This is a genomic window from Pseudarthrobacter enclensis, assembly GCF_001457025.1.
In the GTDB taxonomy this organism is placed as follows: domain Bacteria; phylum Actinomycetota; class Actinomycetes; order Actinomycetales; family Micrococcaceae; genus Arthrobacter; species Arthrobacter enclensis.
Window position 1 is genome coordinate 50,877 of the sequence record NZ_KQ758603.1, and the last position, 22,563, is coordinate 73,439.

The window sequence follows — 22,563 nt, forward strand, 5'->3', positions numbered from 1 at the left end:
TCCCACGCTAAAAGACCGGGCATGCGTGCCCGGAACTGACCGTATCGTGGTGCCGTCTCAGACGGTCACCACGACACGGTAGAGGAAGTCAGGCGGAAAGGGGCTCTACGGCGGCTGGCTGGTTCATGATTTTGAGTACGTGCGGGGTCATGATCCGCGCAATCTCGCTCATGACCGGGGTGACCACACTATTGCCGAACTGCTTGTACGCCTGGGTGTCACTGACGGGGATCCTGAACGTGTCGTCGTATCCCATCAATCGTGCGCACTCCCGCGGAGTCAGCCGGCGCGGCCTCAGACCGTCCTGGGCCACGAGAATCTCCGAGCCGTCCTTGTAGTACCGTGCCGAGAGGGTGCGGGAGGTTCCCATTGGGTGGACCAGCCCGAAGCCAAAGCCATTGCCGGCTGCCTTGTGCTTGGCGGCGTACGCCTGCAGGTAGGCCCACAGCTTGGGTGTCAGGGTGAACTTGGGCTGCACCTCGTCGTTCTCGTGGTCAAAGAACCGGTCACCGTCCCATTCGAGGAATGGTTCCGTGCCGTCGGTCTTATGCAGGATCGTGTGGAGCTTTGGGCCCGCCGGCGGGATTTCAAGATCGTCCCAGCTGAAGTCGGTGGGTTCGCGGAAGCCGACGATGATGATGCGCTCCCGATGCTGCGGGGTGAAGTTGATCGCGTCGATGACCTTGGTGTGGACTTCGTACCCGAGTTCCTCCTGAAGGGTTTCCATGATCACGGCAAAAGTCCGTCCCTTGTCATGGGAGCGGAGATTCTTGACGTTTTCGAGCATGAACGCCGCCGGGCGCTTTTCGTTGATGATGCGGGCTACGTCAAAGAACAGGGTGCCTTGGGTGGCGTCCTCGAATCCGTGCAGGCGGCCGAGGGAGTTCTTTTTGCTCACCCCGGCGATGGAAAACGGCTGGCATGGGAAACCGCCCAGCAGAATGTCGTGGTCCGGGACTTCTTCGGCTGGGAAGGGCTGGATGTCACCGACGAACGTGTGGGAGTCTTCCTGGTCGTCGGGGAAGTTGGTCAGGTACGTCTTTTCGGCGTACTTGTTCCACTCACTGGTGAAGACGCAGCGACCTCCGTGAGTTTCGAAGCCCTTGCGGATGCCGCCGATGCCTGCAAAGAGATCAATGAACTTGAAATCGCCCGCGCCCGCGCTCGTGCGAAGGCCCAACAATTCCTTCAGCGCAGGCGCCAACATGGTAGGGCAGGCCGTTTCACCGCTTTCCCAGCGTGCCACGGTCCTATCGGAGACATTGAGCTGCTCCGCGAGCTGTCGTTGGGTATATCGTGCACGGGCTTGGGCGAGGAGCGTGTTTGCGTTGTCCATCATGTCCTATCTGGGTTACTCACCCGACATTCTGTCGTATGTCTGACCCAGAGGTTGGGAGGCGCGCCGCGTTGGAGGCGAACTTCACAATCAATCAGGTCGGCAGTCTTGCGTCGCGGCGAAAGGACCCACGAGATCGGGTAAATCGAAAAATCCGGCTACAGCTCCGGGTCCCCATACTGTGCCACGCAGCCCAGACATTTCCACTTCTAGAGGGAGGTCTGCGTCGCACCAAGACGATGTATCCCGGGTACGTCCGGAGTTAGAGACCAGGCGGCACTTAGAGGGGCCCGCGCCAATGAAGTACCGCTCGGAGTGGCGGTAGTTGATGCCGGAGGAGGTCTCTCAACTCCTAGGGAAAGGCTTTGCCGTACGCATTCTCCGACTTCGCCCGCCTAGGGTCATTGAACTTGTAGGATCCGTGAACGGAGGCGGAGGAGAGGGTTAATCGAGATACGTTGGCGCCGGCCCAGAGGTGCCATTAGATGTACGGGGAAGCAGGCGGTTCGGTCATGACCCGTTGAGCGGGCCAGCTGGGGGCTGCTAAGGCGGGCGCAGGCCGGCAGGCAGCGCGATGCAAGTAGGACCTTCGCGCCGGGCAGGATTTTAGCGCGGGGGATTTGTTGGTCGCAGACAGGCCATAGGCGAAGCCCATTCTCGGAGCTGTGAGGAGCGGGGGGTTTAGCAATGCTCGGTCCAAAGTTTGCATGCGAATATCTCCCACGCCAACCTACGCGGCAACGGCTGCTCTGGTGGCCAAGCCGGGGGCTTTCGCAGTACGCATGAAAGCGCTACTATGCTGGGTTGCCTAAAGCCCTTAGTCAATCAGTTACTCTCTCTCTGTGAGCGATTTATTGGCCAACGACCCCCGCACGGCGTGGGCTTGGAGCGAGTATCTAGAAACGAAAAGACCGCTGAAGGTGAGTGAAAAAGAAGCGAAGCAACTTCTCGCCGCTATACCACATGGCGACCATGTCGAAGTATTCGCAGAAGGGGCCATTTTCCCTCGGAACCAAGACAAGCAGGCTACCAGCATGAAGAGGCGGTCTGGTCGGCTGACTGCTCGCACCCTTCGCCGCTGGATTGTTGTCACAGAGGGTGAAAAAGCTGCCAAGGTGCTGGACGGTCCGGCGGAGGGCACCATTTACAGGGAGAAGCCGATTTCCCGCGAAGAAGTCAGCTGGTATACGGGGCTTGACAAAGGGTATGTCAACGTCTTTGTTGACGACTCATCCATAGTTCAACGTATTCGCAATGGTGCTGGCTTCGACATCCTTCGGCTTCCGAATTGGGGAGACACGCCAGAAGCCCCAACTGTACTTTCTCAATCGCCATCTGTCCGAGCGGCAGATTCGCCGGAGGGCGACCCACTTCTGGTCACAGACTGGTCAGCTGCCGAACGAGTCGCCCTAGTTCACGTAATAGGGCTGGGGTTTACCGGGGCAAGACTTACAGTTCGCGGCAGGGATAAGGGGGTTGACGTAACCCACCCGGAAGCCGTGGCCCAGGTCAAGATGCAGGGCGTTCCAGTAAGCGCTCCACAAGTCCAGCAACTTAGGGGCGCCCGACCTACTACCCACAACCACTTATTTTATTCGACTTCCGGCTACACGGCCGCCGCGGAAGCGGAGGCCGCGGATTCTGGTGTTGCATTATTTGTCATCGATGCCGTCGGCAGGGTTTCGCCAAAGGGAAGCTTGGCGAGAGGACTTATACATGAGTCCGGGGATAGGCAGTTCGGTCCGGAGGCTGCCGTCGCAGAATACTCGGATGATGTCAAGGAACGAGTACTTCGAGCCCTTGCCAACTATGGAACAAAGGCATCGGCAAAGTACGCAATTGAGGTTGCGGATGACGCCCAGAAGGTCCTCCGAGCGCTCGGCTACTTGTGGACTGCGCAGGATAAATTGAGGGCTTCTCCTGAAGTCGGTGATATGCCTCTGCAGTCAATTGTCAACTACTTTCGCCACGTCGAGCTTCTCGCGGCTGTGTATTGTCGTGAACTTGGCTATGAATATCCGGGTCAACGCGTTTTGGGTAAGAAAGCCAAATCGTTGGACGACTTCTACTAGACCAGGCCGGGCATCTGATGAAAAGATGCGCAGACCCTAGGGCCAACCGTCGCTAGATGATATGCCGGAAACGGGCGAGCTGAAGGGCTTAACCTACCTTCAAACCGCATTCCAAGAGCTGTGTGACGAAACAAGAGGTGGTGGTTTTGAGTTCGTCGCTGTTCGCACAAGCTGGTCACTTATGGAAGCATTGGTTGCCGCGGTCAGCGAGCCACCGGGGGCGCGCCGCCACGGCATCTGCAGTACAGCGGTCATGATGGCTATATCCGAAGTGGAGGGTCAATTGTCAAGTGGTTAGAACCAGACCACGGACTTCTTACTTCGCGGTCGCATTTTTTGGGTGCGAACGTGCCTGCGACCAGCCGTGGTAGGTCAAACATAAAAGACTCGGGGATCTTGCATTTCGCCGTGGTTGGCGGTCCCGCTGTAAGAGGAACCGCGCCGCGAAAGCACTAGCGGAGTCATGAAACCTATCGCGACTTTAGGGGCCCCATCCGTGCCTCAGCCGCCCTATTCCTTGCCTTACAGCTCCAGCCGAAACACCCACAGCAGCACGTCCACGCCAGGGACGTACCAGTCACGCTCCGGAGCGCGCCGGAAGCCGAGTGACTCATAAAGCCGCGTGGGCTCGCTCCATGAACGTGGCGCTGGTGATGCTGATCGCCTCGATGCCGGGCAGACCCCGTGCATGCTCCACGATCTCGCGCACCACCGCCCGGCCCACGCCGCCGCCCTGGTGCGCCGGGTCCACCGCCAGCATCCGGAACTCCAGCTCCCCGTCCTGCGCGAATTCGCTGTACGGCTCGCCGGCGAACGTCAGCGTCACCGCCGCCACAACCTTCCCGGCGGCTTCCGCCACCCACACCTGCGCATGTTCAGCCCGGTGCTCCACGTCCTCCAGCACACCCATGTACGGGTGGTCGGCCGCGAAGTGCCCGGCCTTGAGGTAGGCGTCGCGGGTAATGCGTCGGACCTCGGGGAAGTCAGCCGGCAGTGCCCGCCGGAAGGTGACAGTCAACGGCTGAGTGACACTCACGAGGAAGCACCCGAAGCCACGGCGGCCCGCTCCACGTAGTGGCCCAACCGTGCCAAATCCGGCTGTGACGACGGATCACCTACGGCATCCGCGCCCACGGCATTTGCAACGGCCAGAGCCCGTTTTTAGTCCAGCCCGCTCCGCAGCGCCAGGACCAAGGCGGCGCAGAACGCGTCGCCCGCACCCACAGTGTTCGCCACCGTCACCGCAATAGACGGAGCCTCGGCCACCTTCCTACCGTGCTCGAACATCGCCGCACCGTCCTTGCCGTACGTCACCGCCACCAGCTTCGCCTCGGCAAGGGCGCGGATCAGGGCATACTCGCTCGTTGACGATCACCAGGTCGCACCGTTCCAGCAGCTCAGCTGGCAGGTCCATGGCCGGCGCCGCGTTCAGCACGAAGAACCCTGAGGTCTTTCGGGCGGCCTCGAGCACAACAGGCAGGCCCACCTCCAGCTGGCACAGCACCGTCTCCTCCGGGCTGAACTCCACCCCGTCCAGCGACAGGTGCATGTTGGCGCCCGGGCACACCACGATCTGGTTTTCGCCGTCGCGGTCCACCACGTTCAGCGCGGTCCCGGTGGGCTGGGGGAGAAGCGCCACGTCGGAGGTCTCAACGCCGGCGGCGGCCAGGGCATCGAGCATCCGCTGCCCGGACGCGTCCTTGCCGACGGCGCCGACCATCCGGGCGCTGCGGCCGAGCCGTGCCGCAGCCGCGGCTTGGTTGGCGCCCTTGCCGCCGGGCTGCTCGGACAGCACGGCGCCGCCGATCGTTTCGCCCGCCGTCGGCAGCCGGTCGGCGGTGGCGATCAGGTCGAGGTTGATGCTGCCGACCACGGTGACGGCAGGACGTGTTGTGTTCATGGGAGCCAAAGACGATCCTTCTGCTCGAACAAAGGAGTTTGACGTGAACACCCCCACCCCCGCCGCAGCCGCGCCTCCCGCGGAAGGAGGCGTCGCCGTCGTACTGTCCGACGGCGATGCGGCCAGGCTCTCCGGCCGCCGCGCCGCCCTGCTGATCTCCACCCTGCTGCTGGGCGTGCTGTCCTTCCAGCTGAACGCCAGCATGGTCACCCCCGCGCTGCCGCAGATCGCCGCGAGCTTCGGCGAAAGCGCGGACAGCGCCGCCCCCGTCCAGTCCATGTTCTTCCTGGCCGGCGCCATCGCCGGGCCCGTGATCGGCCGGTGGAGCGACTTCATCGGCCGCCGCGCCGCCCTGCTGCTGGTCCTGGGCATCATGGGCGCCGGCACCATCCTCTGCATCGCCGCGCCCACCCTGCCGTTGCTAGTCACCGGCCGGTTCCTGCAGGGCGTCTCCAGCGCCGTGTTCGCGCTCGCCTACATCGTGCTCAGCGAGAACCTGCAGGCCAAGGTCTTCGGCACCTCCGTGGGCATCATCGCCGCCATCAACGGCGGAATCGGCGGTGTGGACGGCTACGTGGGCGGGCTCATGGCCGAGACCCTCGGCTTCCGGTCCATCTTCGTCGTCGTCCTCGTCCTTACTGCCATCGCCGCTCTCTGCATTTTCCGCCTGGTGCCCGCCGGCCGGCCTGTTGGGGTGCGCGGCGCCATGGACTGGTGGGGCGCCGGCTCCCTCTCGCTGTTCCTGGTGTTCCTGACGTACTTCGTGTCCGACGGTTCGGCCGCCGGCTGGACGTCGCCCACCGCCCTGGCCCTGCTGGCCGGCACCGTGTTGTCCTTCGCCGCCTTCTGGATGATCGAGAAGCGCCGCAGCCACCCGCTCATCGCCGTGCACCACCTGCGCTCCCGCCAGGTGTGGCCGGTCATCGCCACCACCGTCCTCACCCTGGCCGGCATCTTCGCGGTCATCAACTTCACCGTGGTGCTGCTGAGCCAGGATTCCGACGGCGGCTTCGGGCTTTCCGCCTCCATCTCGGCGTTGCTGTTCCTCACCCCCGCCGCGCTGATTGGCGTCTTCGCCGCACCGTTGGCGGGGTGGCTGGCGGACCGTCGCGGGTGGGTGCGTACGTTGCGGCTGGGGACGTCGCTGAGCCTGGCGTGTGCCGTGGTGGCCGCTGCGTTTTCCACTTCGCCTGTTGCGGTGTTCATTGCCGTTGCCTGCCTGGGCATTTTCTACAACGGCTTCTTCCTGACCGCCATCAACGGACTCTCGGTCCTTTTGTCGCCGAAGGAGGCCCCTGCGGCGCTGCCCGGCATCAACGGTGCCTCGTTCGGGATCGGGGCGAGCCTCGGCGTCGTGCTCGTGGCGCCGTTCGCCGCTTTGGGTACCTCTGCAGGCTACGCGACCGCCCTCTGGTTCTCGGTGGGCATCACCGCCGCCGCGTTCCTTGTCAGCCTCTTCGTCGCCGCCCCCAAGGGCGAGACCGTCTAACCCCTCTATCTGTTGCGAAGGAACCTATTGTGACTGCCCCCGTTTACCTGGACTGCGACACCGGCATCGACGACGCCCTCGCCCTGGCCTACCTGCTCGCCTCTCCACTTGCTTCCGTGGTGGGCATCGGGACGGTCAGCGGGAACGTGAGTGCCGCGGTTGGCGCCCGGAATACCCTTGACCTGCTTTCATTGGCCGGGGCAGCTTCTGTGCCGGTGGCTGTTGGCGCACACGATCCTTTGGTTGGTTCGTTTGGCGGCGGGTCGCCGTGGGTGCACGGGGAGAACGGTGTGGGGGAGGTTATGCTGGCCCCCTCTGCTGCTTCTGTTGCTGCCGAGTCCGCGGCGGAGATGCTGGTGCGGCTCGCCCGTACGTATCCCGGTACGTTGCGGGCGGTGGCGATCGGGCCGCTGACCAACATTGCCGAGGCGTTGCGGCTGGAGCCTGCGCTGCCGTCATTGGTGGAGTCGGTGACCGTGATGGGCGGGGCCGCGCTGGCGCCCGGGAACATCACGCCCGTGGCCGAGGCGAACATCTGGCACGATCCCGAGGCAGCTGCCCTGGTGCTGGCAGCGGACTGGGACGTGACCCTGGTGCCGCTGGACGTGACCATGGCGTCGGTGCTGGAGGAAGCGCACCGGCAGGTGCTGCTGGCCTCGTCCGCGCCGGTGCCGCGGGCGCTGGGGGAGATGCTGGGCTACTACTTCCGGTTCTACGAGGGCATTTACGGCCGGCCCTGCTCCGCGATGCACGATCCCCTGGCCGCCGCGCTCGCCGTTGGTGCCGTGAAGCCGGCGCTGGCACCCGTGGTGCGTGCCGCCGTCGACACCTCTGAGGGACCCGGCCGCGGGCAGACCGTATGCGACATGCGCGGGCTGTACGCGGGGTACCCTCCGGTGTCCGGCGCGCGGTGCCGCGTGGTGCTCTCGCTGGAGGAGGAATTCGCCCCGCACCTGGTGGAGGCGCTGCTAAGCCACTTTGAAGGCACGACGGCGGAGCTCGCCGGGGCAGCTGCCATTTAGGCCGCGGGTCGGAATGGATTGGGCGTGCATCCGTAACCGGTGCAAGGCTGGGCGGGTGGATGCCGACATCAACTTCTATTTCGACCCGGTCTGCCCTTTCGCCTGGATGACCAGCAAATGGGTGCGCATGGTGCAGGCGCAGAGCGGATACAGCGTGGACTGGCGGTTCATCTCGCTGCGGCAGATCAATGCCAATGTTGACTATGACGCCCACTTTCCGCCTGAGTACGAGGCCGGACACACGGCAGGGCTCCGTCTTCTGCGCGTGGCGGCCAAGGCACGAGCAGAGCATGGCCGCGAGTCGATTGCGGAGCTGTATGAGGCATTCGGGACCCACATCTTCGAAGCCGCCCCGGACTCAGCCAACCTGCGCCCGGAACACGAGGTGCGTGAGCAGCGGGGGACGCGCGGGTTCGTGGAGCCGATCCTCGCCGAGGCTGGCCTGCCACGGTCATTGGCGGAAGCCCTCGACGACGAGTCATGGGACCGGGAAATCCGGCAGGAGACTGACGAAGCGCTGGGCCTGACGGGCAAGGACGTGGGCACGCCGATCATCCACTTCGAGCCGCCCGCCGGCGTGGCCTTCTTCGGGCCCGTGATCAGCCGACTGCCGGACGAAGAGTCGGCCGCCGAGCTGTGGGACCACGTGGTGGGCCTGTCCCGCTTCCCTGGTTTCGCCGAGCTGAAGCGGAGCCTGCGAGAGCAGCCGCAGCTGCCCGCCTTTGGAGTCGCCGCCGGTACGGCCGGCCGGCAGGAGGACTGGCACGGCGGCAGTCGGCGGCAGAAGAAGTGACCCCCCAGCAAGAAGTGAACCCCACCAAGGATGGACCCATGAACCAGAGCAGCCCCCGCCAGTACCAGGAGTCCGTGACGGTCCAGGCATCGGCCGAGACGGTCTACGGCCTGGTCTCCGACATCACCCGGACCGGCGAGTGGAGCCCCATCTGTAAAGCATGCTGGTGGGACGACGAGGACACCGCCGGCCAAGTCGGCGCCTGGTTTACCGGGCGTAATGAGCTCCCGCACCGGACCTGGGAGACGCGGTCGCAGGTGGTGGCCGCCGAGCGCGGCCGCGAGTTCGCCTGGGTGGTGGGCGGCAAGTTCGTCCGCTGGGGCTTCACCATGGCTCCGGCTGATGCCGGGACCACGCTGACCGAGTCGTGGGAATTCCTTCCGGGAGGCATAGCCATGTTCCAGGAGAAGTTTGGTGACAAGGCCCCCGAGCAGATCACCGATCGCACCCAGCAGGCGCTGGACGGAATCCCGGTGACGCTCGCGGCGATCAAGCAGATCGCCGAGTCCATCGCCTCACATCAGCAAGTCCGGTCCTAGGACTGGAGCTGCTGCACGAGCCCTCGCGCCAGCTCCGTGATGCTTGACGCCGCCAGGTCCCAGTCGCCTTCCGGAGCAAGGTCCGCCGTCTGGCCGGGGCCGTGCTCGGTGGGGCGTGCGATGAACGCCGTGGCAAGCCCGGTTTCCCGGGCAGCGTGCAGGTCGCTGTTGTGGGCAGCCGCGAGCATCACCTCACCGGGCTCCAGGTCCAGGAACTCCGCTGTCCGGAGGTAGGCCTCGGGCAACGGCTTGTAGGTGCGCGTCATGTCCGACCCGATGATCACATCCCACGGCAGGCCGGCGTTCCTGGCCATGTCCAGCAGCAGTGAGGTGTTGCCGTTGGAGAGCGGCCCCACGATGTAGTGGCGGCGGATGCTCGCCAGGCCCTCCACGCTGTCCGGCCAGGCCGGCAGCCGGTGCCAGGACTTGTTGAGTTCCGCCAGGATCCCGCTGGACACCTGGTCCGGGTCGATACCGAAATGGCGCAGCGCTTCGTCCAGGTTTTCGCGGTGGAGCGTGTCTAGCTTCGTGAAGCCGCGCTCTCCGGTGCGGATGGCTTCCATGGCCGGCTGGTAGAGGGCCCGCCAGCGGTCGGCGAAGGCCCCGGCGTCGAGCGTGTGCCCGTGCGCCGCGGCAAAGGCTGCCACCTCCTGGGCGACGCCGGTGCGCCAGTCCACCACGGTGCCGAAGGTGTCGAAGAGGACGGCGCGCACCGGGCGCCCGGTGGAGGGTGAACGGTACGGCTGGAAACTCATGCTGTGTCCTTTCCTGGCTGCCGCGACGGTTAGTCTGGCAGCATGCGAACTGATTTCAGTCCCACGGCGACGTCCGCCCGCGATTTCTACCGGCTGCTCACCGCAGTGGTGGTCCCCCGGCCCATCGCGTGGGTTTCAAGCGTGTCTCCGGACGGTGTTGACAACGTGGCCCCGCACTCCTTCTTCACGGTAGCCTCCACCAACCCGCCCATTGTGCAGTTCACGTCGGTGGGCGAGAAGGATTCGCTCCGCAACATCACCGCGTCCGGGGAGTTCGTGGTCAACCTGGCCCCGGCCGCACTTTTGGAAGAGGTCAACGCCACCGGCACCAACTTCCCGCCGGACACCAGCGAGTTCGACGCCGCCGGCCTCACCCGGGAGCCGAGCCTCACCGTGGCCGTGCCGCGCGTCAAGGAATCACCGGTGGCGCTGGAATGCCGCCTCCATTCAGTGCTGCCGATAGGGGACTCCACCCTGGTCTTCGGCGAAGTGACCCACGCCGCCGTGAGCGATGCCGTGCTTGACGGCAGTCATCCCCGGATCGACCTGCTGGAACCGCTCGCCCGGCTGGGGCTCGACGAGTGGGGCACGCTCGGCGACGTCCAGGACCTGACGCGGATCCGGCTGAAGGACTGGCCGGGGCACTTCCGTCCCAAGGCCTAGGGCCAGCCGGCCAGCGTTGCCGGTTGCCCACGCTGCCGGGGAAAGGGAAAAGGGACGTCCGGCGAGGACGTCCCTTTCCCTTTCAGGCCAAAACTCTTAGCCGATCCCCAGCTGGACGAACAGGAACCAGACCAGGAGCGGCACCACACCGATCATCGCGATGGCCCACAGCAGCAGGGCGCGGAAGAACATCCGCTCGTCCTTGGGTTGGGCGCTCGCCATCAGCAGGGCCCCGCTGGTGGACATGGGGCTGACGTCCACCACGGAGGAGCTGATGGCGATGGCCGTCACCACACCAACGGGGGTGAGCAGCGGGTCCATGGCGATGGGCTCAATCACCGGGCTGATCACGCCCAGGGTTCCGGTGGTGGAGGCGAACGCCGAAACGATGGCCACCACGTAGCTGGCAATCAGCGCCGCGAGGGAACTGTTGCCCAGGCCCGCGATGCCTTCCTGGAGCTCCTTCAGGGCACCCATCTTCTCCAGCATCCCCACGTAGGTGACGATGCCGGTGACCAGGATGATGGCCGACCACGGCATGCTTTCCACCGCCGGCTTCTGCACGCTGGAGTCCAGTACGATCAGCACCGCGGCGATGACCAGCGAGGCAACCCCCACGTCCAGTCCCAGGACGGTGGTGAGCACCAGCAGCGAGGCGATGCCCACCAGAGTAAGAATCCGCATCGGGGTGGCGGCCACCTTCTCCGGACGCGTCCGGGTTCCGGTAGCCACCGAGGCCGGTGCGGTGAGTACGGCCGTGCCGGCGCCGCCGGAACCTGAAACGCCGCCCGCTTCGGGAGCGTCAGCGCCGCCGTCGTTCTTAATGTCGGTGTCCACGCCTGCCTTGGCTGCGCGGCGCTTCATGATGGCCTGCACCAGGACGTAGGCGATCACGGCCAGGATGGCGTTGAAGATAAAGCAGTACGCATAGAGCCTGAAGGAGCCGTCCGAGGCACCCGCGCCGTCCAGCATCTTGTTGCCCAGGACGCCGAAGGGGTTGACGGGGGAGAAGGCGCCGGCGTTGGCGCCCTGGACGATGACCAGGCCCATGGCCAGGGTGCTGATGCCGAACCGCATGCCCAGCGCCAGGCCCACCGGGGCGACGATGGCGATGGCGGCGGGCGTGAACGCGCCGGCGGAAGCCAGGGCCGCGGTCAGCAGGAACATCAGGATGGGGACCAGGATCTTCCGGTCGCCGGCAAGCCGTTCAGCCCAATAGGCCAGCAGGTCTATGGTGCCGTTGATCCGGACGATCGCGAACAGCAGGGTAGCGCCCACCAGGATGAAGAAAAGCCCGGCGGGGAACTGTCCGATGACGTCCTTGACGGACATGCCGGCCAGGAGGGTGCCCACGCCGAACGCGGCGACGGTGGCCAGCAGTCCGGCGTTGATCTTGGTGAAGGAACCGACCGCGAAGGCGGCCACCAGCACCAGGAACGCGATGAGTGAGAGCGACATGGTGCCAACCGCCTACGCGTTCGCCGGGGTGAGGATACCGGCGCCGGACAGCAGGCTGCCCGCGCCGGTGATGGCGGGGGTGTGGCCGAGGGCTTTGAGGATCTCGTAGGTGGTGGCCGTCGCCGCCGTGATGACCGGGAGTCCGAGCTCGTCTTCCACGGCCTGGACGGCGGCGAGTGACGGCATCTGGACGCAGGCGGACAGGACGACGGCGTCTGCGCCTTCGCGCTTGAGGCTGCGGGCCAGTGCGGGCAGGTTCTGCGGGTCAAGGCAGCCGACCTCGAGGTTGTCCGCAACTTCGAGGCTGATGGCGTCCAGCACCGTGATGCCCGAACCCTCGATGTAGTCCACCACCATCTGGGTCAGCGGCTTCATGTAGGGGGTGATCATGGCGACCTTCTGGGCGCCGATCTCCTGCAGGGTGCGGACCAGGGCTCCGGCGCTGCTGGTGACCGGGGCGGGGTGCCCGTTGCCGGCGGCGGCGTCCGCGATGACCTGCTCGGAGCCTTCGTGGGCTTCGGGGCCCTGGGCCATGACGGCCACCAGGCAGGCGTAGGCGATGACGTCCACGTCGGCGTCGGAGACTGCTTCGGCGCACTGGGCTGCCTTGCCCACCATGGCCAGGAGTTCTTCCTTGGTGACCTTCTTCATGCCGGCGCGGGCGGAGTGGAAGGTGTACTTGTGGCCGGTTGCCTCGGCCTGGCGCCGGAAGAGCTCCGGCAGTTCGGTCTCCATGGTGGTGTTGGAGCTGGGGACGATCAGTCCCACGCGGCTCGCCCCGGGGCGCTTGGGTTCGGGGGTGGTTTCACAGGTGATGGCGGGGGTGCTCATGGATTCTCCACGTCGTTGTGATGGGGATACATTGGGGGTAAACCCGTAGAGTGGGTTCTGATCCCATGATGTGGGTCACTGCTGCGGGATGTCAAATGGATCACACGCTGACCCGGTGTCCGGCTCATTATGCTGGAGGCTGCTTGCGGAAATGATGGAAAGGTTTTGAGCGGTGGTTAAGGAAGCCGGGGCCGGGGCTTCGCCCCTGTTGGTCCTGCACAAGGTGGCGGAGATCCTGGACTGTTTCTCGGTGGCGGAGCCCGAGCCGACGCTGCAGCAGATCATCCGCAAGACCGGCCTGCCGTCCAGCACGTGCCAGCGCCTGGTCCAGAACATGCTCCGTGAGGGGTTCCTTGACCGCGACGGCGACCGGTACCGGATCGGCATCGGGCTGGTCCGCTGGGCTACCCCGGGAACGTTCGGACTGGACGTGGTGCGGCTGGTCAAGCCGGTCCTGCAGCAGCTGCGGGACGAGACCGGCGAAACAGCCTGCCTGTACGTCCGGGACGGGGCCTTCCGCACGATCGTTGCGGTGGCCGAGACGCGGCATGTGGTGATGCGGCCGTTTATGGTGGGCATGGTCATGCCGCTCCACGCAGGCGCTCCCGGCAAGATCTTCCTGGCCTTTGACCCCGGCGCCTGGGATGCCTTGGACGAGCATGGGCTTGTAGGTTTTACGCCGGATACACCGGTATCCGTTGAGACCCTCCGGGAGCAGGCGGCTGTTGCCCGCGAGCAGGGGTATTTCGCAGCTTTCGGGGAACGCAACCAGGATGTGGGTTCCATCAGCGCGCCGGTGTTCGACCACGCGGGGCGGCTTGCCTGCGCCGTGGGGCTCGGTTTCCCCACCCAGCGGATCGGGCCCGCCGACGTTAGACGGCTGGGGCCGGTGGTTGCCCGTGCGGGGCTGGAAGCCAGCCGTGCCTTGGGATATGACAGCAGCCAGGCCGCCGGAGTGGACGCGGCAGGGTAGGAGTGGCCGCGGGCGGAGTGGTCTGCGGAAGGCCTCCCGGGGCTGCGGGACGAATGTCCGCCGAGGCTTAAAAAGCCGAGTGCCGGCGTCGTGCTTTTCTTTCAAAGCACGACGCCGGCACTCGCTTTAGCAGCGCAGGTTCAGCTGACCTGTTCCTCGGCCGTCCGCGCGGCGGCAATGGCATGCGGGACCGCCACGAGGGCGAGCACCGCGAGGGCGCCTGCTGCCGCGAAGGCGTAGAAGCCCCACGGGTAGGCGATGCCGGCCGCCACGAGACCGCCGGTCACCGCGGGTCCGGCGATGGCACCGACGCGGCCCACGCCGGCGGCGAAGCCGAGGGCGGTTGCGCGCAGCCGGGCCGGGAAGAGCTGGCTGACCCAGGCGTAGACCAGCACCTGGGCGCTGAACACGAAGACGCCGGTGACGAAGACCAGGGCGTTGAGCAGGAACGCGTTGTCAACCTTGATGCTCAGCAGGGCAAGGCACGCCGCGGAAAGGCCGAACCAGAGCAGCACGATGGGTTTGGTGCCGTGCTTGTCGGCCAGGATTCCGGCGATGATGAGGCCGGCGACGGCGCCGAGGTTCAGCACCAAAAGCAGCGAGAGGCCCGCGCTGACGGGGTAGCCGGCGGAGGCCATGAGCTGGGGGAGCCAGGTGTTCAGGCCGTAGACCAGCAGCAGCCCCATGAAGGACGCGGCGGCGATCGCCACGGCCACCAGCGGGTACGGCTTCCTGGCCAGGTCCCGGAATCCGGTCTGCTCCTGCGTCCGGGCAGTCTCCGCAGCCGGCAGGGTTTCCGGCAGCTTGAACCACAGGAACGGCGCCAGGACGAGGCCCGCGATGCCGCCGACCACGAACATGATGCGCCAGTCCGGGATAACCAGCAGGGCCAGGAAGGCTGTTGCCACCGCGCCGACGTGGTAGCCGGTCATGGTGCGTGTGGTGGACTTGCCGGCGGATCCTGCCTTGGCGTAGTCGTTCATGTAGGCCAGGGCCACCGGAAGGCAGGCGCCCAAGCCGACTCCGGCCAGGAAGCGGAAGACGCCGAACACGGCCACGTTGGGTGCCCACGCCACCGCGAGGGTGAAGACGGAGAACCAGAGCACGCAGGCAACCATCAGTTTGCGGCGCCCAAAGCGGTCCGAGAGCGGGGCGATGAACAGCGCCCCCGCGCCGACGCCGACGAGGGAGATGGTGGCCACCAGGGTGGCGCCGACGGCGTCGAAGCCGAGCTCGCCGGTTTTGATGAGTGTGGGGATGACGGTGCCGAGCACCACCAGGTCGAAGCCGTCCAGGACCATGGCCAGCCAGCAGAGCCAGACGGGCCAACGCGATACGCGGGAGGAGGGGGAAGTTGTCATGTAATCCTCATTGATCAGAAAAGAACCGGGAACGCTGCCGACCGAGAGCTGCATCACGTGGGGAAGTGATGCACGACATTTGTTCCGGTGAAGAGGATACTCCGATAGTTCACTTAACGCACTTCGGTTCGCTATACGAACGAGCGCGGTTGGCGGGTACCGGGGTGGCCGCTCACGCCCAGGATTCAGGGGGCGGGCACTAATGGGGTTGGGGCCCGATCAGGACTGGAACTGCTGCATCACCGAGAGGTGCCCGGCACGGGCGGACACCAGGCATTTGGCCAGGTAGAAGGGCCGGTTGCCGTGCCGGACATACTGCGTCAGCACCAGGACCGGGTCCGATGGCCGGAGGTCCAGCACCTTGGCGCGGCTGGGTCCCACCTGGCTGAGGCTGATCTGGCATTCGCCCGGTCCCGCCAGCCGGCCCAGCTGGGTGTTGAGCGCGGCAAGCAGGGTGGCGCCGCCGTCGTCCTTGACTTCAACGTCCGACGCCGGGCCCTTGCCGAAGCTGACCGGCCCGGCGGTCACGTTTTCCTGCAGGTGGGCGATGGCCTCGCCGTCGCGGATGAGGACGGACTCCCACAGCCAGCATTCGGCACCGGGCTCGACGCCGATACCCGGGGCGACGAATTCGGACGCGGCCTGGCGGATGGCCTGGGTGCGTTTGACCTCGAGGGTCTGCCTGGGCCCGGCGAGGACTTCCTCGAAGGGCCGGATGCGCTCGATGCCGATGCGGGGGAGGGTGTCAGAGACGAACCGGCCCACGCCGCGGCGGGCCCGGATCAGGCCGTCCTCCTCGAGGAGCATCAGCGCTTCGCGGACCACGGTGCGGCTGACCTTCATGTCCGCGCCCAGCTCGGTTTCGGTGGGGATCATGGAGCCGGGGGTGAGCAGGCCGTTGCGGATGGCCTCGGCGATGCGCGAGTACACCGCCACGCGCAGCGGCGAGCCCGGCTGGGCGGCCACCGGCTGGGACAGGAACCGGGCGGCGTCCTGGTGCACGTTATGCCTCGCTTTTGTGGTTGGTCCGGGGATTCCAGCCTACTTCAGCGTCTGATGTGTTTGTTGGACAAGCTGCAATCGCCGGGTTGACCAGGCTCTGCTGAACGGCCAAGGCGCCGGACGCCCCGCTTAGGGCAGCGGCTGCCGTTCGCCCACGCGGACGGAGGACGACGGCGGCAGGTACTCCCGCCGTCGTCGTTCCATCCGGCGCTGCTGGCCAGGGGACGGGACCCGGGCACGCTTGGCGCGGTTGCACCTGGCGCAGGCGGCGACAAAGTTCTGCAGACTGGTGGAACCGCCCTTGGACCACGGGTAGAAGTGGTCGCCATGCTCGGCGGGGCGGCCGCAGCGGCGCCCGAAACCGGCTTCCAGTTCGCAGCGGCCGCCGGCGCGGGCCATCCCGTCGCGGCGCTGCTGGCGGGTGAAGCGGCGGACCGGGTCGCGGCGGCGGACATCCCGGGCGGTGACGATCGCTGCGGTGACTGCCAGGACCACTGCAGCTGCGCCCGGAAGTGCTGCTGCGGGGCCGACCCTGCCGAGAATGCCCTGAAACACGTCAGCGACGACGGCTATCCCCGCCCCGCCAACCGGCGCGCCTTTTGCCATCAACGCCGCCAACACGGAAAAGGCGAGCCACAGCAGCACCGCCACGTAGGCCACGCGAAGGCCTTGCCGGGTCCAGTAGATACGGCCGAGTTCCGGCATCGATCCCCCCAATTTTCAGTTGATCCAAGGATCTGCGCCCTTGTGGTGTCCAGGGAATCGTAGGGGGCCTCGGGTGGCAACTGTCCCAGGTTTAGCTCAGTTTTTACCGAGTATCCGCGTGTGAATGTATTGCCAGGCAGTGCGCCCGTGATGCCGAAGCCTGGCGCGGCGGCGTGCAACAATGGCGCCATGACCCACGAGCAGATTGACTCCGCCGTGTCGGGACTGGACGGCGCAGACGTCGCCGCGTTCGAGGCCGCCTACCAGGCCGCGCAGAAGAGCCTGGCCGAAGGTGGCATCCCGATCGGCGCTGCCATTGCCAGGGGCGGCGAGGTGTTTGCCAGCGGCCATAACGAACGGGTCCAGAACGCCGACCCGATCGCGCACGGGGAAATGTCCGCGCTCCGTGCCGCGGGCCGGCAGAAGACCTACCGGGACACCACGCTCTACACCACCCTCGCCCCGTGTGCGATGTGCACGGGGACCATCATCCAGTTCAAGATCCCCCGCGTGGTGGTGGGGGAGGCCCGCACGTTCGACGGCGAGCTGGACCTTCTCCGGTCACGCGGCGTTGAGGTGGTGGTCGTGGATGACCAGCGCTGCGTGGACATGATGGCCGCGTTCCAGGACAAGCACCCGGAGCTGTGGGCGGAGGACATCGCCGAGTAGCTGCTCACTTTGTGCTGGGCGGCAGTCAGGTCCTGCTGGCCTACCCGGATTCCCGGCGCAGCACCGCTTCCCCTATGAGTTGTCCTTCTCGCGATGCGTCCAGCCAAACGATGTCACCAGGCAAGACCATGATGGGGTCTTTCATCGAGCTCCATTCCATGGCGATGCGCACGATTGCGCTCCCGGGTGGAAGATCCCATGGCCGGTGAACCGTACCGTCGATGTCTCCTGGCACCAGGAGGCCTGTTGCGATCATGCGCGTCAGCAGCCCAAGGGCCAAGTCCCGAGCGTCTTCGGGACTTCTGCAGTGCGAGCGCAAAAGACAGACGTTGACTACGTCGGACGGTGAGACCCAGTCTTCAACCGCCCTGGCAAGAACGTCTTCAGTAGGCGTCCGTGACTCCGGTGAGGCCGTCATCGTCGGAGGTGCGGCTTCACGTAGGCTCCATCATCATTCTCGGCATAGGCCTGTCAGCATGAGGAGACTCGCCCTACGGCCGGACAGGCGTAGCGGCCTCGTTTCCCACCACTGTCGTCCACGGGCGGACTGTCCACGACGTCACGACGCCGCCGTTGACATAAGGGTCTGCGGCTGCAAAGGCTTTTGCCGCCTCCACCGGGTTCTCTCCTGTGAAAACCAGCAGTCCGCTAAAGGGGCCTTCACCAACGGCCCCACCCAGTAGAAGCTCACCGCGCTCGACTGCCTCCCACGCAGCCTTGAGATGGATAGCCCGATACTTTTCACGGCTCTCCAGGTAGTCATCCGCATAGGTGTATTCGAGTACGGCGTGCATGGGCGTCTCCAAATCGTTCAGGGCATTCGTTTCGGTCGATAGAAGCAGGGTACCCACTGATATGTACTTTTCAGTCACCGCCCCAAACACTGGCAACGGGGCACCCGTCCCGAACCGCAGCAAAGAACCGCGGGGCCGCATACGGATACCCGAAAGCGGCCCCGCGGTTCTTTGCTGGAAACCTATTTGAGCAGGTCGCAGACGTTGGTGGCTTTGCCCGGTCCGGAGAAGAATCTGACTTCCCCTCCGCTAACGGTCCGGGCGTAATTGACGTTGCCGATAGTGAGGTAAAGACCCTCAGCATGCAGGCCTGGAACATTCGGAACAATCAGCAAGTTCCGTCCCCTGGACACGACTTCTTCAACCCCGTTTTGCGGGGCCTGTATGTGGGTAGCCCCGGTAATCACATAGCTTAGAGTCTTGCCATTGGCTGACAGAGTGATGGTAGTTGCGGGAGCTATCTGGATTTTCCGGCCGTCCTTAAGAACGATCTCTTTGAATTTGCCGGTCAGCGAGGCCGTGACATTAAAGCCCGGGCAGTCGTTTCCAAATATGTCCTCAAGGACGAAGGATTGCGTTGGATTGGGAACGGGCGGTGCGGCGACAGCCGGAACTGCTGTTGCGGTGAGCGCGGCGGATGCCGCGAGGGAAATGGGCATGACGATGCGAGTGAGCCAGCTTTTCATTGAAGTACTCCGTCGTAGCTTCGGTGTAAATTCCCCCAGGAAAACGGGACAAGTCCCTGACTGCAAGGACTTGGAGTTTATGTACGGCTTCTACCCGCTATCACGAGTAATCGTTACTCACATTGAGGAATTGGGGGTTACGCGCGTAGCAATCCTAAAGTGGTAGCCCGCACTCCCAAAAGCTACGGAGTTACCGCCGCCACCTCAACGGCAACCCCCGCGTCCCGGAACTTCTGCACCTGGGCCGGGTCGGCGCCGTCGTCCGTCACTAGGGTCCACGGCAACGCCAGCCGCGCCCACGCGTGGAAAGGCCGCAGCCCCAACTTGGAGGAATCCGCCAACACGTAAACTGACCGGCCCCGCCGGGCCATGAGTTCCTTGAGCCGGGTCTGGGCGTGGTCGGCCTCGCAGATGCCGTCCTCGGCGGTGACGGCGTCGGCGCCCAGGAACACCCGGTCGAAGCTCATCCGCTCCAGCGCCGCCTCGGCCAGCGGCCCCACGAAACTCTGCGAAACACCCCGGAGCCGGCCGCCCAGGCAGTCCACCTCGATACCCTCGGAGTCGGCCAGCTCCTGCAGCGTGTTGATGCCGGGCGTGGTCACGGACAACGGGCCGAACCCGCGCAGCTCGTGCGCCAGTGCACCCGCTGTGGAGCCGGCGTCGAGCAGGATGTTCTCCCCGGGCTGGATCACGGACGCCGCCCACCGGGCGATCGCATGCTTTTGCTCGAACGCCTCGCCCGTGCGCTGCCGCAGCGACGCCTCCGGGTGCGCGCCCATGGCCATCGCCCCGCCATACGTCCGGGCCAGCCGGCCCTGCGAATTCAGCAACGCAAGGTCACGGCGGATGGTGGACGCCGTCACCTCGAACTTGGCGGAGAGCTCCTCCACGGAGGCCAGGCCGGTGGTCACGGCAAGGTGGTAGATCTCCTCGCGCCGCGCGTTTGCGCTGAGCATTCCCGGTCTCCTTCCCGTGGGCATGGCGGTGGCAGTGCTACCCATGCTAGTTCCGGCCCCCAAGCAAACCGGTGACCTACACGGCCACGGCCGGACGGGTGGCCATCTCCGCAGCCTGGTGCAGTGCCTCCACCATGGACCGGGAATCGGCGATGTTCTTGCCGGCGATGTCGAACGCGGTGCCGTGGTCCACGGACGTGCGGATGACCGGCAGGCCCACGGTGATGTTCACGCCGGCCTCGATGCCCAGCACCTTCACCGGCCCGTGCCCCTGGTCGTGGTACATGGCCACCACCAGGTCGTAATCGCCGCGGCCGGCCAGGAAGAACAGCGTGTCCGCCGGCAGCGGCCCCACCGCGTTGATCCCGTCCGCCTGCGCAGCCTTCACGCCGGGCTCGATCTTCTCCGCTTCCTCACCCTGGCCGAACAGGCCGTTCTCGCCCGCGTGCGGGTTGATGGCGCACACGCCGATCTTCGGGTTGGGGATGCCCGCCCGGACCAGCGCCTCATGGCCGCGGCGGATGGTGCGCTCCACCAGGTCCGGGTTGATCTTCCGGATCGCGTCCATCAGCCCGATGTGCGTGGTCACGTGGATCACCCGGATCTTCGGCGTGGACAGCATCATGGACACCTCCTCCGTGCCCGTCAGGTGCGCCAGCAGCTCGGTGTGCCCGGGGTAGATGTGCCCGGCGGCGTGCAGCGCCTCCTTGTTCAGCGGCGCGGTGCAGATGGCCTGCACCTTCCCGGCCATCGCCAGCTCGCTGGCCACCCGGATGTACTCGTACGCGGCGTGCCCGGCCACAGGGGAGAGCTGGCCCCAGGCCAAGTCCTCCGGCAGCAGCGCCAGGTCAATCACGTTCACCCGGCCCGGCGTGAACACGGCGTCCTCCACGTCCTGGACGGCCTGGATGTCCACCTCGACGCCCAGGGTCTCCGCCGCCTGCCGCAGGCGCAGCGCATCGCCCACCACCACGGGACGGCACTCGGCCAGGATGCCCGCATCCAGCACCGCCGGGACGATCACCTCCGGGCCGATGCCGGCGCCGTCGCCCATGGTCACGGCCACGTAGGGGAGTGGCTGGTTCTTGGTTGCTGAGTCAGTCATTGTTGCTCCAAATTCTTCGGAAGTCTTGCGGGGAAGGGTGTTGGCGGGAGCCGGCGCGGACCGGCGCTCCCGGATTTCGTCATACAGCTGCAGGAGGGCCAGGTCGTCGCCGAAGCTGCCGGGCTTGGTGCCCACCAGCGTCCCGTCGTCGGCGCGGCTCAGCACGGCCCCGTGCTGCACCGCCGCGAGCGGCACCAGGCTGGAGCGGCCGACGGCGTCCAGGACTTCCCGGGCCGTCTCACCGCCGGTAAGGATCAGGTCAGTGGGGGTCACCTTTGCAGCCTGGGCCGCGAACGCGGACAGGGCCTGCACGATGCGTGCAGAGCCAGACGGGTCCACTTTTGCGGCGGCCAGTGTGATGGCTACGCGGTGCCCTGCCCTCAAATCTGCTGAAACCTGGGCCAGTTGGGGAGCGTAGGCGTCCTTGGCGCCGGCATACAGCGGGTGCAGCCGGACCACCCGGAAGCCTTCGGCTTCGAGGCGGGCCAGCTGCTTTTGCGCCGTTCCGGATGCGGAGCCGACGACGGCGAGCACCGGCCGTTCGGCTTCCTGCGGTTCGGCGGTGGTTGCGTCCGCCGCTGCCACACTCTGCGCATTCCGCGCAGAATGCGCACCCAGCCGTTCCGCCAGCACATCAGCCGCTCCGCCGGTTCCCACCAGCACGATGCGGCGGCCGCCAGCGGTGAAGCCGAGCTCCAGCAGGGCATCCACCACCTGCTCCAGGTCCGCCGTGGTTTCACCATCAGCCACCACCAGCGCGGGCCGGCCGTCCAGCATCTGGTCCAGGAGGGACGGCACTCTGCTTGACCGCACCGCGTCCAGGCCCAGGGAGTGCACCGACTCCGGTTCTTCCGGGCGGAGCAGCGACGGAATATCGGCCGGCGGGGCCGAAGCCTCCGCCTGCCACAAATCCGCCTCCGCCAGGGGAGAGCCGGCAACAAAGGGACGGCCGGCGCGCACTGTGCGCTGCAGCTGGGGGAGTGCCCCCGCAACCACAACGTGGTAGCCGAGGGCCGCCAGCGCGGCGGTCTCGGCGCTGATGTTGCCGCGCCACAGGGAGTCCATCTTCTTGAACAGCACCTGCGCGGCAGAGGCTTCGGGGCCGGAGAAGGCGTCCTTGACCCGTGCCTCGGCATCCGCAGGTGACAGCCCGCGGGAGTGGGTGTCAGCCACCACCGCATCGGCGGCGGTGGTGCCGGCGACGGTCCCCGCAAAGGAGGTGCCGCCGTCGTGCGTTTGCCCGGTGTGTGCAGGACCCGGGGTGAGCAGGACCTGCGCGGTGAGGCCGTGCCCTACAAAGCAGTAGCCGACCTCGGCGGCCCCGGAGAAATCGTCGGCCTGCACAAATACGGAAGCCACGTTGCTCCTCTCGGTTCGATAGTCGGCTGGTGTGCCATACGGGTCATCCCGGCCCATATGGAGCGGGAAGCTTTCATCATCATGACACGGTTGCG

Annotated in this window: 19 protein-coding genes and 2 pseudogenes; 8 read left to right on the top strand and 13 right to left on the bottom strand. The window is 65.9% G+C overall.

What is annotated here, in order from left to right; translation table 11 throughout:
- Positions 1-88 precede the first annotated feature (88 nt).
- Entirely contained in the window at positions 89-1,339 is a 1,251-nt protein-coding gene (gene dcm, locus AS031_RS12685; protein WP_218918360.1) for a DNA (cytosine-5-)-methyltransferase, read from the bottom strand.
- A gap of 839 nt (positions 1,340-2,178) precedes the next feature.
- On the opposite strand from dcm, the gene AS031_RS19535 reads away from it, so the two are divergent.
- Positions 2,179-3,408 carry a restriction endonuclease gene (locus AS031_RS19535; RefSeq protein ID WP_141688835.1) on the top strand — a complete coding sequence of 410 codons (1,230 nt, stop codon included), beginning with the start codon at positions 2,179-2,181 and terminating at the stop codon, positions 3,406-3,408.
- 522 nt (positions 3,409-3,930) lie between these two features.
- Here AS031_RS19535 and AS031_RS12690 read toward each other — a convergent pair.
- Together AS031_RS12690 and AS031_RS12695 are read right to left on the bottom strand one after the other, a co-directional pair.
- Positions 3,931-4,444, bottom strand: a pseudogene (locus AS031_RS12690) (GNAT family N-acetyltransferase).
- Positions 4,441-5,308 (bottom strand): annotated as a pseudogene (locus tag AS031_RS12695) (ribokinase). The pseudogenes AS031_RS12690 and AS031_RS12695 overlap by 4 nt, the downstream one beginning before the upstream one ends.
- A 43-nt stretch (positions 5,309-5,351) precedes the next feature.
- Here AS031_RS12695 and AS031_RS12700 point away from each other — a divergent pair.
- The 4 genes from AS031_RS12700 to AS031_RS12715 are packed head-to-tail and all read left to right on the top strand — an operon-like array spanning position 5,352 to position 9,151.
- On the top strand, positions 5,352-6,797 hold the full coding sequence (locus AS031_RS12700) for an MFS transporter (protein WP_058268533.1): 1,446 nt from the start codon (positions 5,352-5,354) through the stop codon (positions 6,795-6,797).
- A 29-nt stretch (positions 6,798-6,826) separates the two neighbouring features.
- A complete protein-coding gene (locus tag AS031_RS12705; protein ID WP_058268534.1) occupies positions 6,827-7,819 on the top strand; it encodes a nucleoside hydrolase in 993 nt (330 codons plus the stop codon).
- Positions 7,820-7,874: 55 nt separating this feature from the next.
- Positions 7,875-8,612, top strand: coding sequence for a mycothiol-dependent nitroreductase Rv2466c family protein (locus AS031_RS12710; protein ID WP_218918361.1), 738 nt, complete (start codon positions 7,875-7,877; stop codon positions 8,610-8,612).
- A gap of 38 nt (positions 8,613-8,650) precedes the next feature.
- The gene (locus AS031_RS12715; protein WP_058268536.1) at positions 8,651-9,151 is read left to right on the top strand and encodes an SRPBCC family protein; all 501 of its coding nucleotides are present in this window, start codon (positions 8,651-8,653) and stop codon (positions 9,149-9,151) included.
- On the opposite strand, the gene AS031_RS12720 is transcribed toward AS031_RS12715, so the two are convergent.
- Positions 9,148-9,906 carry a haloacid dehalogenase type II gene (locus AS031_RS12720; protein WP_058268537.1) on the bottom strand — a complete coding sequence of 253 codons (759 nt, stop codon included), beginning with the start codon at positions 9,904-9,906 and terminating at the stop codon, positions 9,148-9,150. The two genes, AS031_RS12715 and AS031_RS12720, sit on opposite strands and share 4 nt — an antisense overlap.
- 42 nt (positions 9,907-9,948) lie before the next feature.
- On the opposite strand from AS031_RS12720, the gene AS031_RS12725 reads away from it, so the two are divergent.
- Entirely contained in the window at positions 9,949-10,569 is a 621-nt protein-coding gene (locus AS031_RS12725) for a flavin reductase family protein (protein WP_058268538.1), read from the top strand.
- A gap of 96 nt (positions 10,570-10,665) precedes the next feature.
- On the opposite strand, the gene AS031_RS12730 is transcribed toward AS031_RS12725, so the two are convergent.
- Positions 10,666-12,027, bottom strand: a complete 1,362-nt coding sequence (locus AS031_RS12730) for an SLC13 family permease (RefSeq protein ID WP_058268539.1) — start codon at positions 12,025-12,027, stop codon at positions 10,666-10,668.
- Between the two features lie 12 nt (positions 12,028-12,039).
- Positions 12,040-12,858, bottom strand: coding sequence for a maleate cis-trans isomerase family protein (locus AS031_RS12735; protein WP_058268540.1), 819 nt, complete (start codon positions 12,856-12,858; stop codon positions 12,040-12,042).
- A 172-nt stretch (positions 12,859-13,030) separates the two neighbouring features.
- Between AS031_RS12735 and AS031_RS12740 the strand changes: the two genes are divergently transcribed.
- Positions 13,031-13,831 carry an IclR family transcriptional regulator gene (locus tag AS031_RS12740; protein WP_058268541.1) on the top strand — a complete coding sequence of 267 codons (801 nt, stop codon included), beginning with the start codon at positions 13,031-13,033 and terminating at the stop codon, positions 13,829-13,831.
- Between the two features lie 140 nt (positions 13,832-13,971).
- On the opposite strand, the gene AS031_RS12745 is transcribed toward AS031_RS12740, so the two are convergent.
- From AS031_RS12745 to AS031_RS12755, 3 genes are all read right to left on the bottom strand, one after another.
- Complete coding sequence (locus AS031_RS12745; protein WP_058268754.1) at positions 13,972-15,192, bottom strand: MFS transporter; 1,221 nt, start codon at positions 15,190-15,192, stop codon at positions 13,972-13,974.
- A 219-nt stretch (positions 15,193-15,411) separates the two neighbouring features.
- Positions 15,412-16,194, bottom strand: a complete 783-nt coding sequence (locus AS031_RS12750) for a GntR family transcriptional regulator (RefSeq protein WP_058268542.1) — start codon at positions 16,192-16,194, stop codon at positions 15,412-15,414.
- Positions 16,195-16,323: 129 nt separating this feature from the next.
- Entirely contained in the window at positions 16,324-16,899 is a 576-nt protein-coding gene (locus AS031_RS12755) for an HNH endonuclease (protein WP_058268543.1), read from the bottom strand.
- A 189-nt stretch (positions 16,900-17,088) separates the two neighbouring features.
- On the opposite strand from AS031_RS12755, the gene AS031_RS12760 reads away from it, so the two are divergent.
- Positions 17,089-17,568, top strand: coding sequence for a nucleoside deaminase (locus tag AS031_RS12760; RefSeq protein ID WP_058268544.1), 480 nt, complete (start codon positions 17,089-17,091; stop codon positions 17,566-17,568).
- Positions 17,569-18,059: 491 nt separating this feature from the next.
- Here the strand turns inward: AS031_RS12760 and AS031_RS12765 are convergent, their stop codons facing one another.
- The 4 genes from AS031_RS12765 to pdxA form a co-directional block, all read right to left on the bottom strand.
- Entirely contained in the window at positions 18,060-18,362 is a 303-nt protein-coding gene (locus AS031_RS12765; protein ID WP_045730291.1) for a YciI-like protein, read from the bottom strand.
- 182 nt (positions 18,363-18,544) lie between these two features.
- Positions 18,545-19,048 (bottom strand): hypothetical protein, encoded by a 504-nt coding sequence (locus AS031_RS19835; protein WP_141688836.1) that lies wholly within the window; start codon positions 19,046-19,048, stop codon positions 18,545-18,547.
- A gap of 182 nt (positions 19,049-19,230) precedes the next feature.
- The gene (locus tag AS031_RS12770) at positions 19,231-20,004 is read right to left on the bottom strand and encodes a DeoR/GlpR family DNA-binding transcription regulator (protein WP_058268545.1); all 774 of its coding nucleotides are present in this window, start codon (positions 20,002-20,004) and stop codon (positions 19,231-19,233) included.
- A 76-nt stretch (positions 20,005-20,080) separates the two neighbouring features.
- Positions 20,081-22,468, bottom strand: coding sequence for a 4-hydroxythreonine-4-phosphate dehydrogenase PdxA (gene pdxA, locus AS031_RS12775; RefSeq protein ID WP_058268546.1), 2,388 nt, complete (start codon positions 22,466-22,468; stop codon positions 20,081-20,083).
- Positions 22,469-22,563: the final 95 nt, after the last annotated feature.

Excerpts from the sequence above, each read along its gene's own strand:
- AS031_RS12760 (WP_058268544.1), top strand. The coding sequence starts at position 17,089 with ATGACCCACGAGCAGATTGACTCCGCCGTGTCGGGACTGGACGGCGCA.
- AS031_RS19835 (WP_141688836.1), bottom strand. The coding sequence starts at position 19,048 with ATGAAAAGCTGGCTCACTCGCATCGTCATGCCCATTTCCCTCGCGGCA.
- AS031_RS12730 (WP_058268539.1), bottom strand. The coding sequence starts at position 12,027 with ATGTCGCTCTCACTCATCGCGTTCCTGGTGCTGGTGGCCGCCTTCGCG.
- AS031_RS12770 (WP_058268545.1), bottom strand. The coding sequence starts at position 20,004 with ATGCTCAGCGCAAACGCGCGGCGCGAGGAGATCTACCACCTTGCCGTG.
- AS031_RS12755 (WP_058268543.1), bottom strand. The coding sequence starts at position 16,899 with ATGCCGGAACTCGGCCGTATCTACTGGACCCGGCAAGGCCTTCGCGTG.
- AS031_RS12725 (WP_058268538.1), top strand. The coding sequence starts at position 9,949 with ATGCGAACTGATTTCAGTCCCACGGCGACGTCCGCCCGCGATTTCTAC.
- dcm (WP_218918360.1), bottom strand. The coding sequence starts at position 1,339 with ATGATGGACAACGCAAACACGCTCCTCGCCCAAGCCCGTGCACGATAT.
- AS031_RS12720 (WP_058268537.1), bottom strand. The coding sequence starts at position 9,906 with ATGAGTTTCCAGCCGTACCGTTCACCCTCCACCGGGCGCCCGGTGCGC.
- AS031_RS12745 (WP_058268754.1), bottom strand. The coding sequence starts at position 15,192 with ATGACAACTTCCCCCTCCTCCCGCGTATCGCGTTGGCCCGTCTGGCTC.
- AS031_RS12765 (WP_045730291.1), bottom strand. The coding sequence starts at position 18,362 with ATGCACGCCGTACTCGAATACACCTATGCGGATGACTACCTGGAGAGC.
- AS031_RS12715 (WP_058268536.1), top strand. The coding sequence starts at position 8,651 with ATGAACCAGAGCAGCCCCCGCCAGTACCAGGAGTCCGTGACGGTCCAG.
- AS031_RS12735 (WP_058268540.1), bottom strand. The coding sequence starts at position 12,858 with ATGAGCACCCCCGCCATCACCTGTGAAACCACCCCCGAACCCAAGCGC.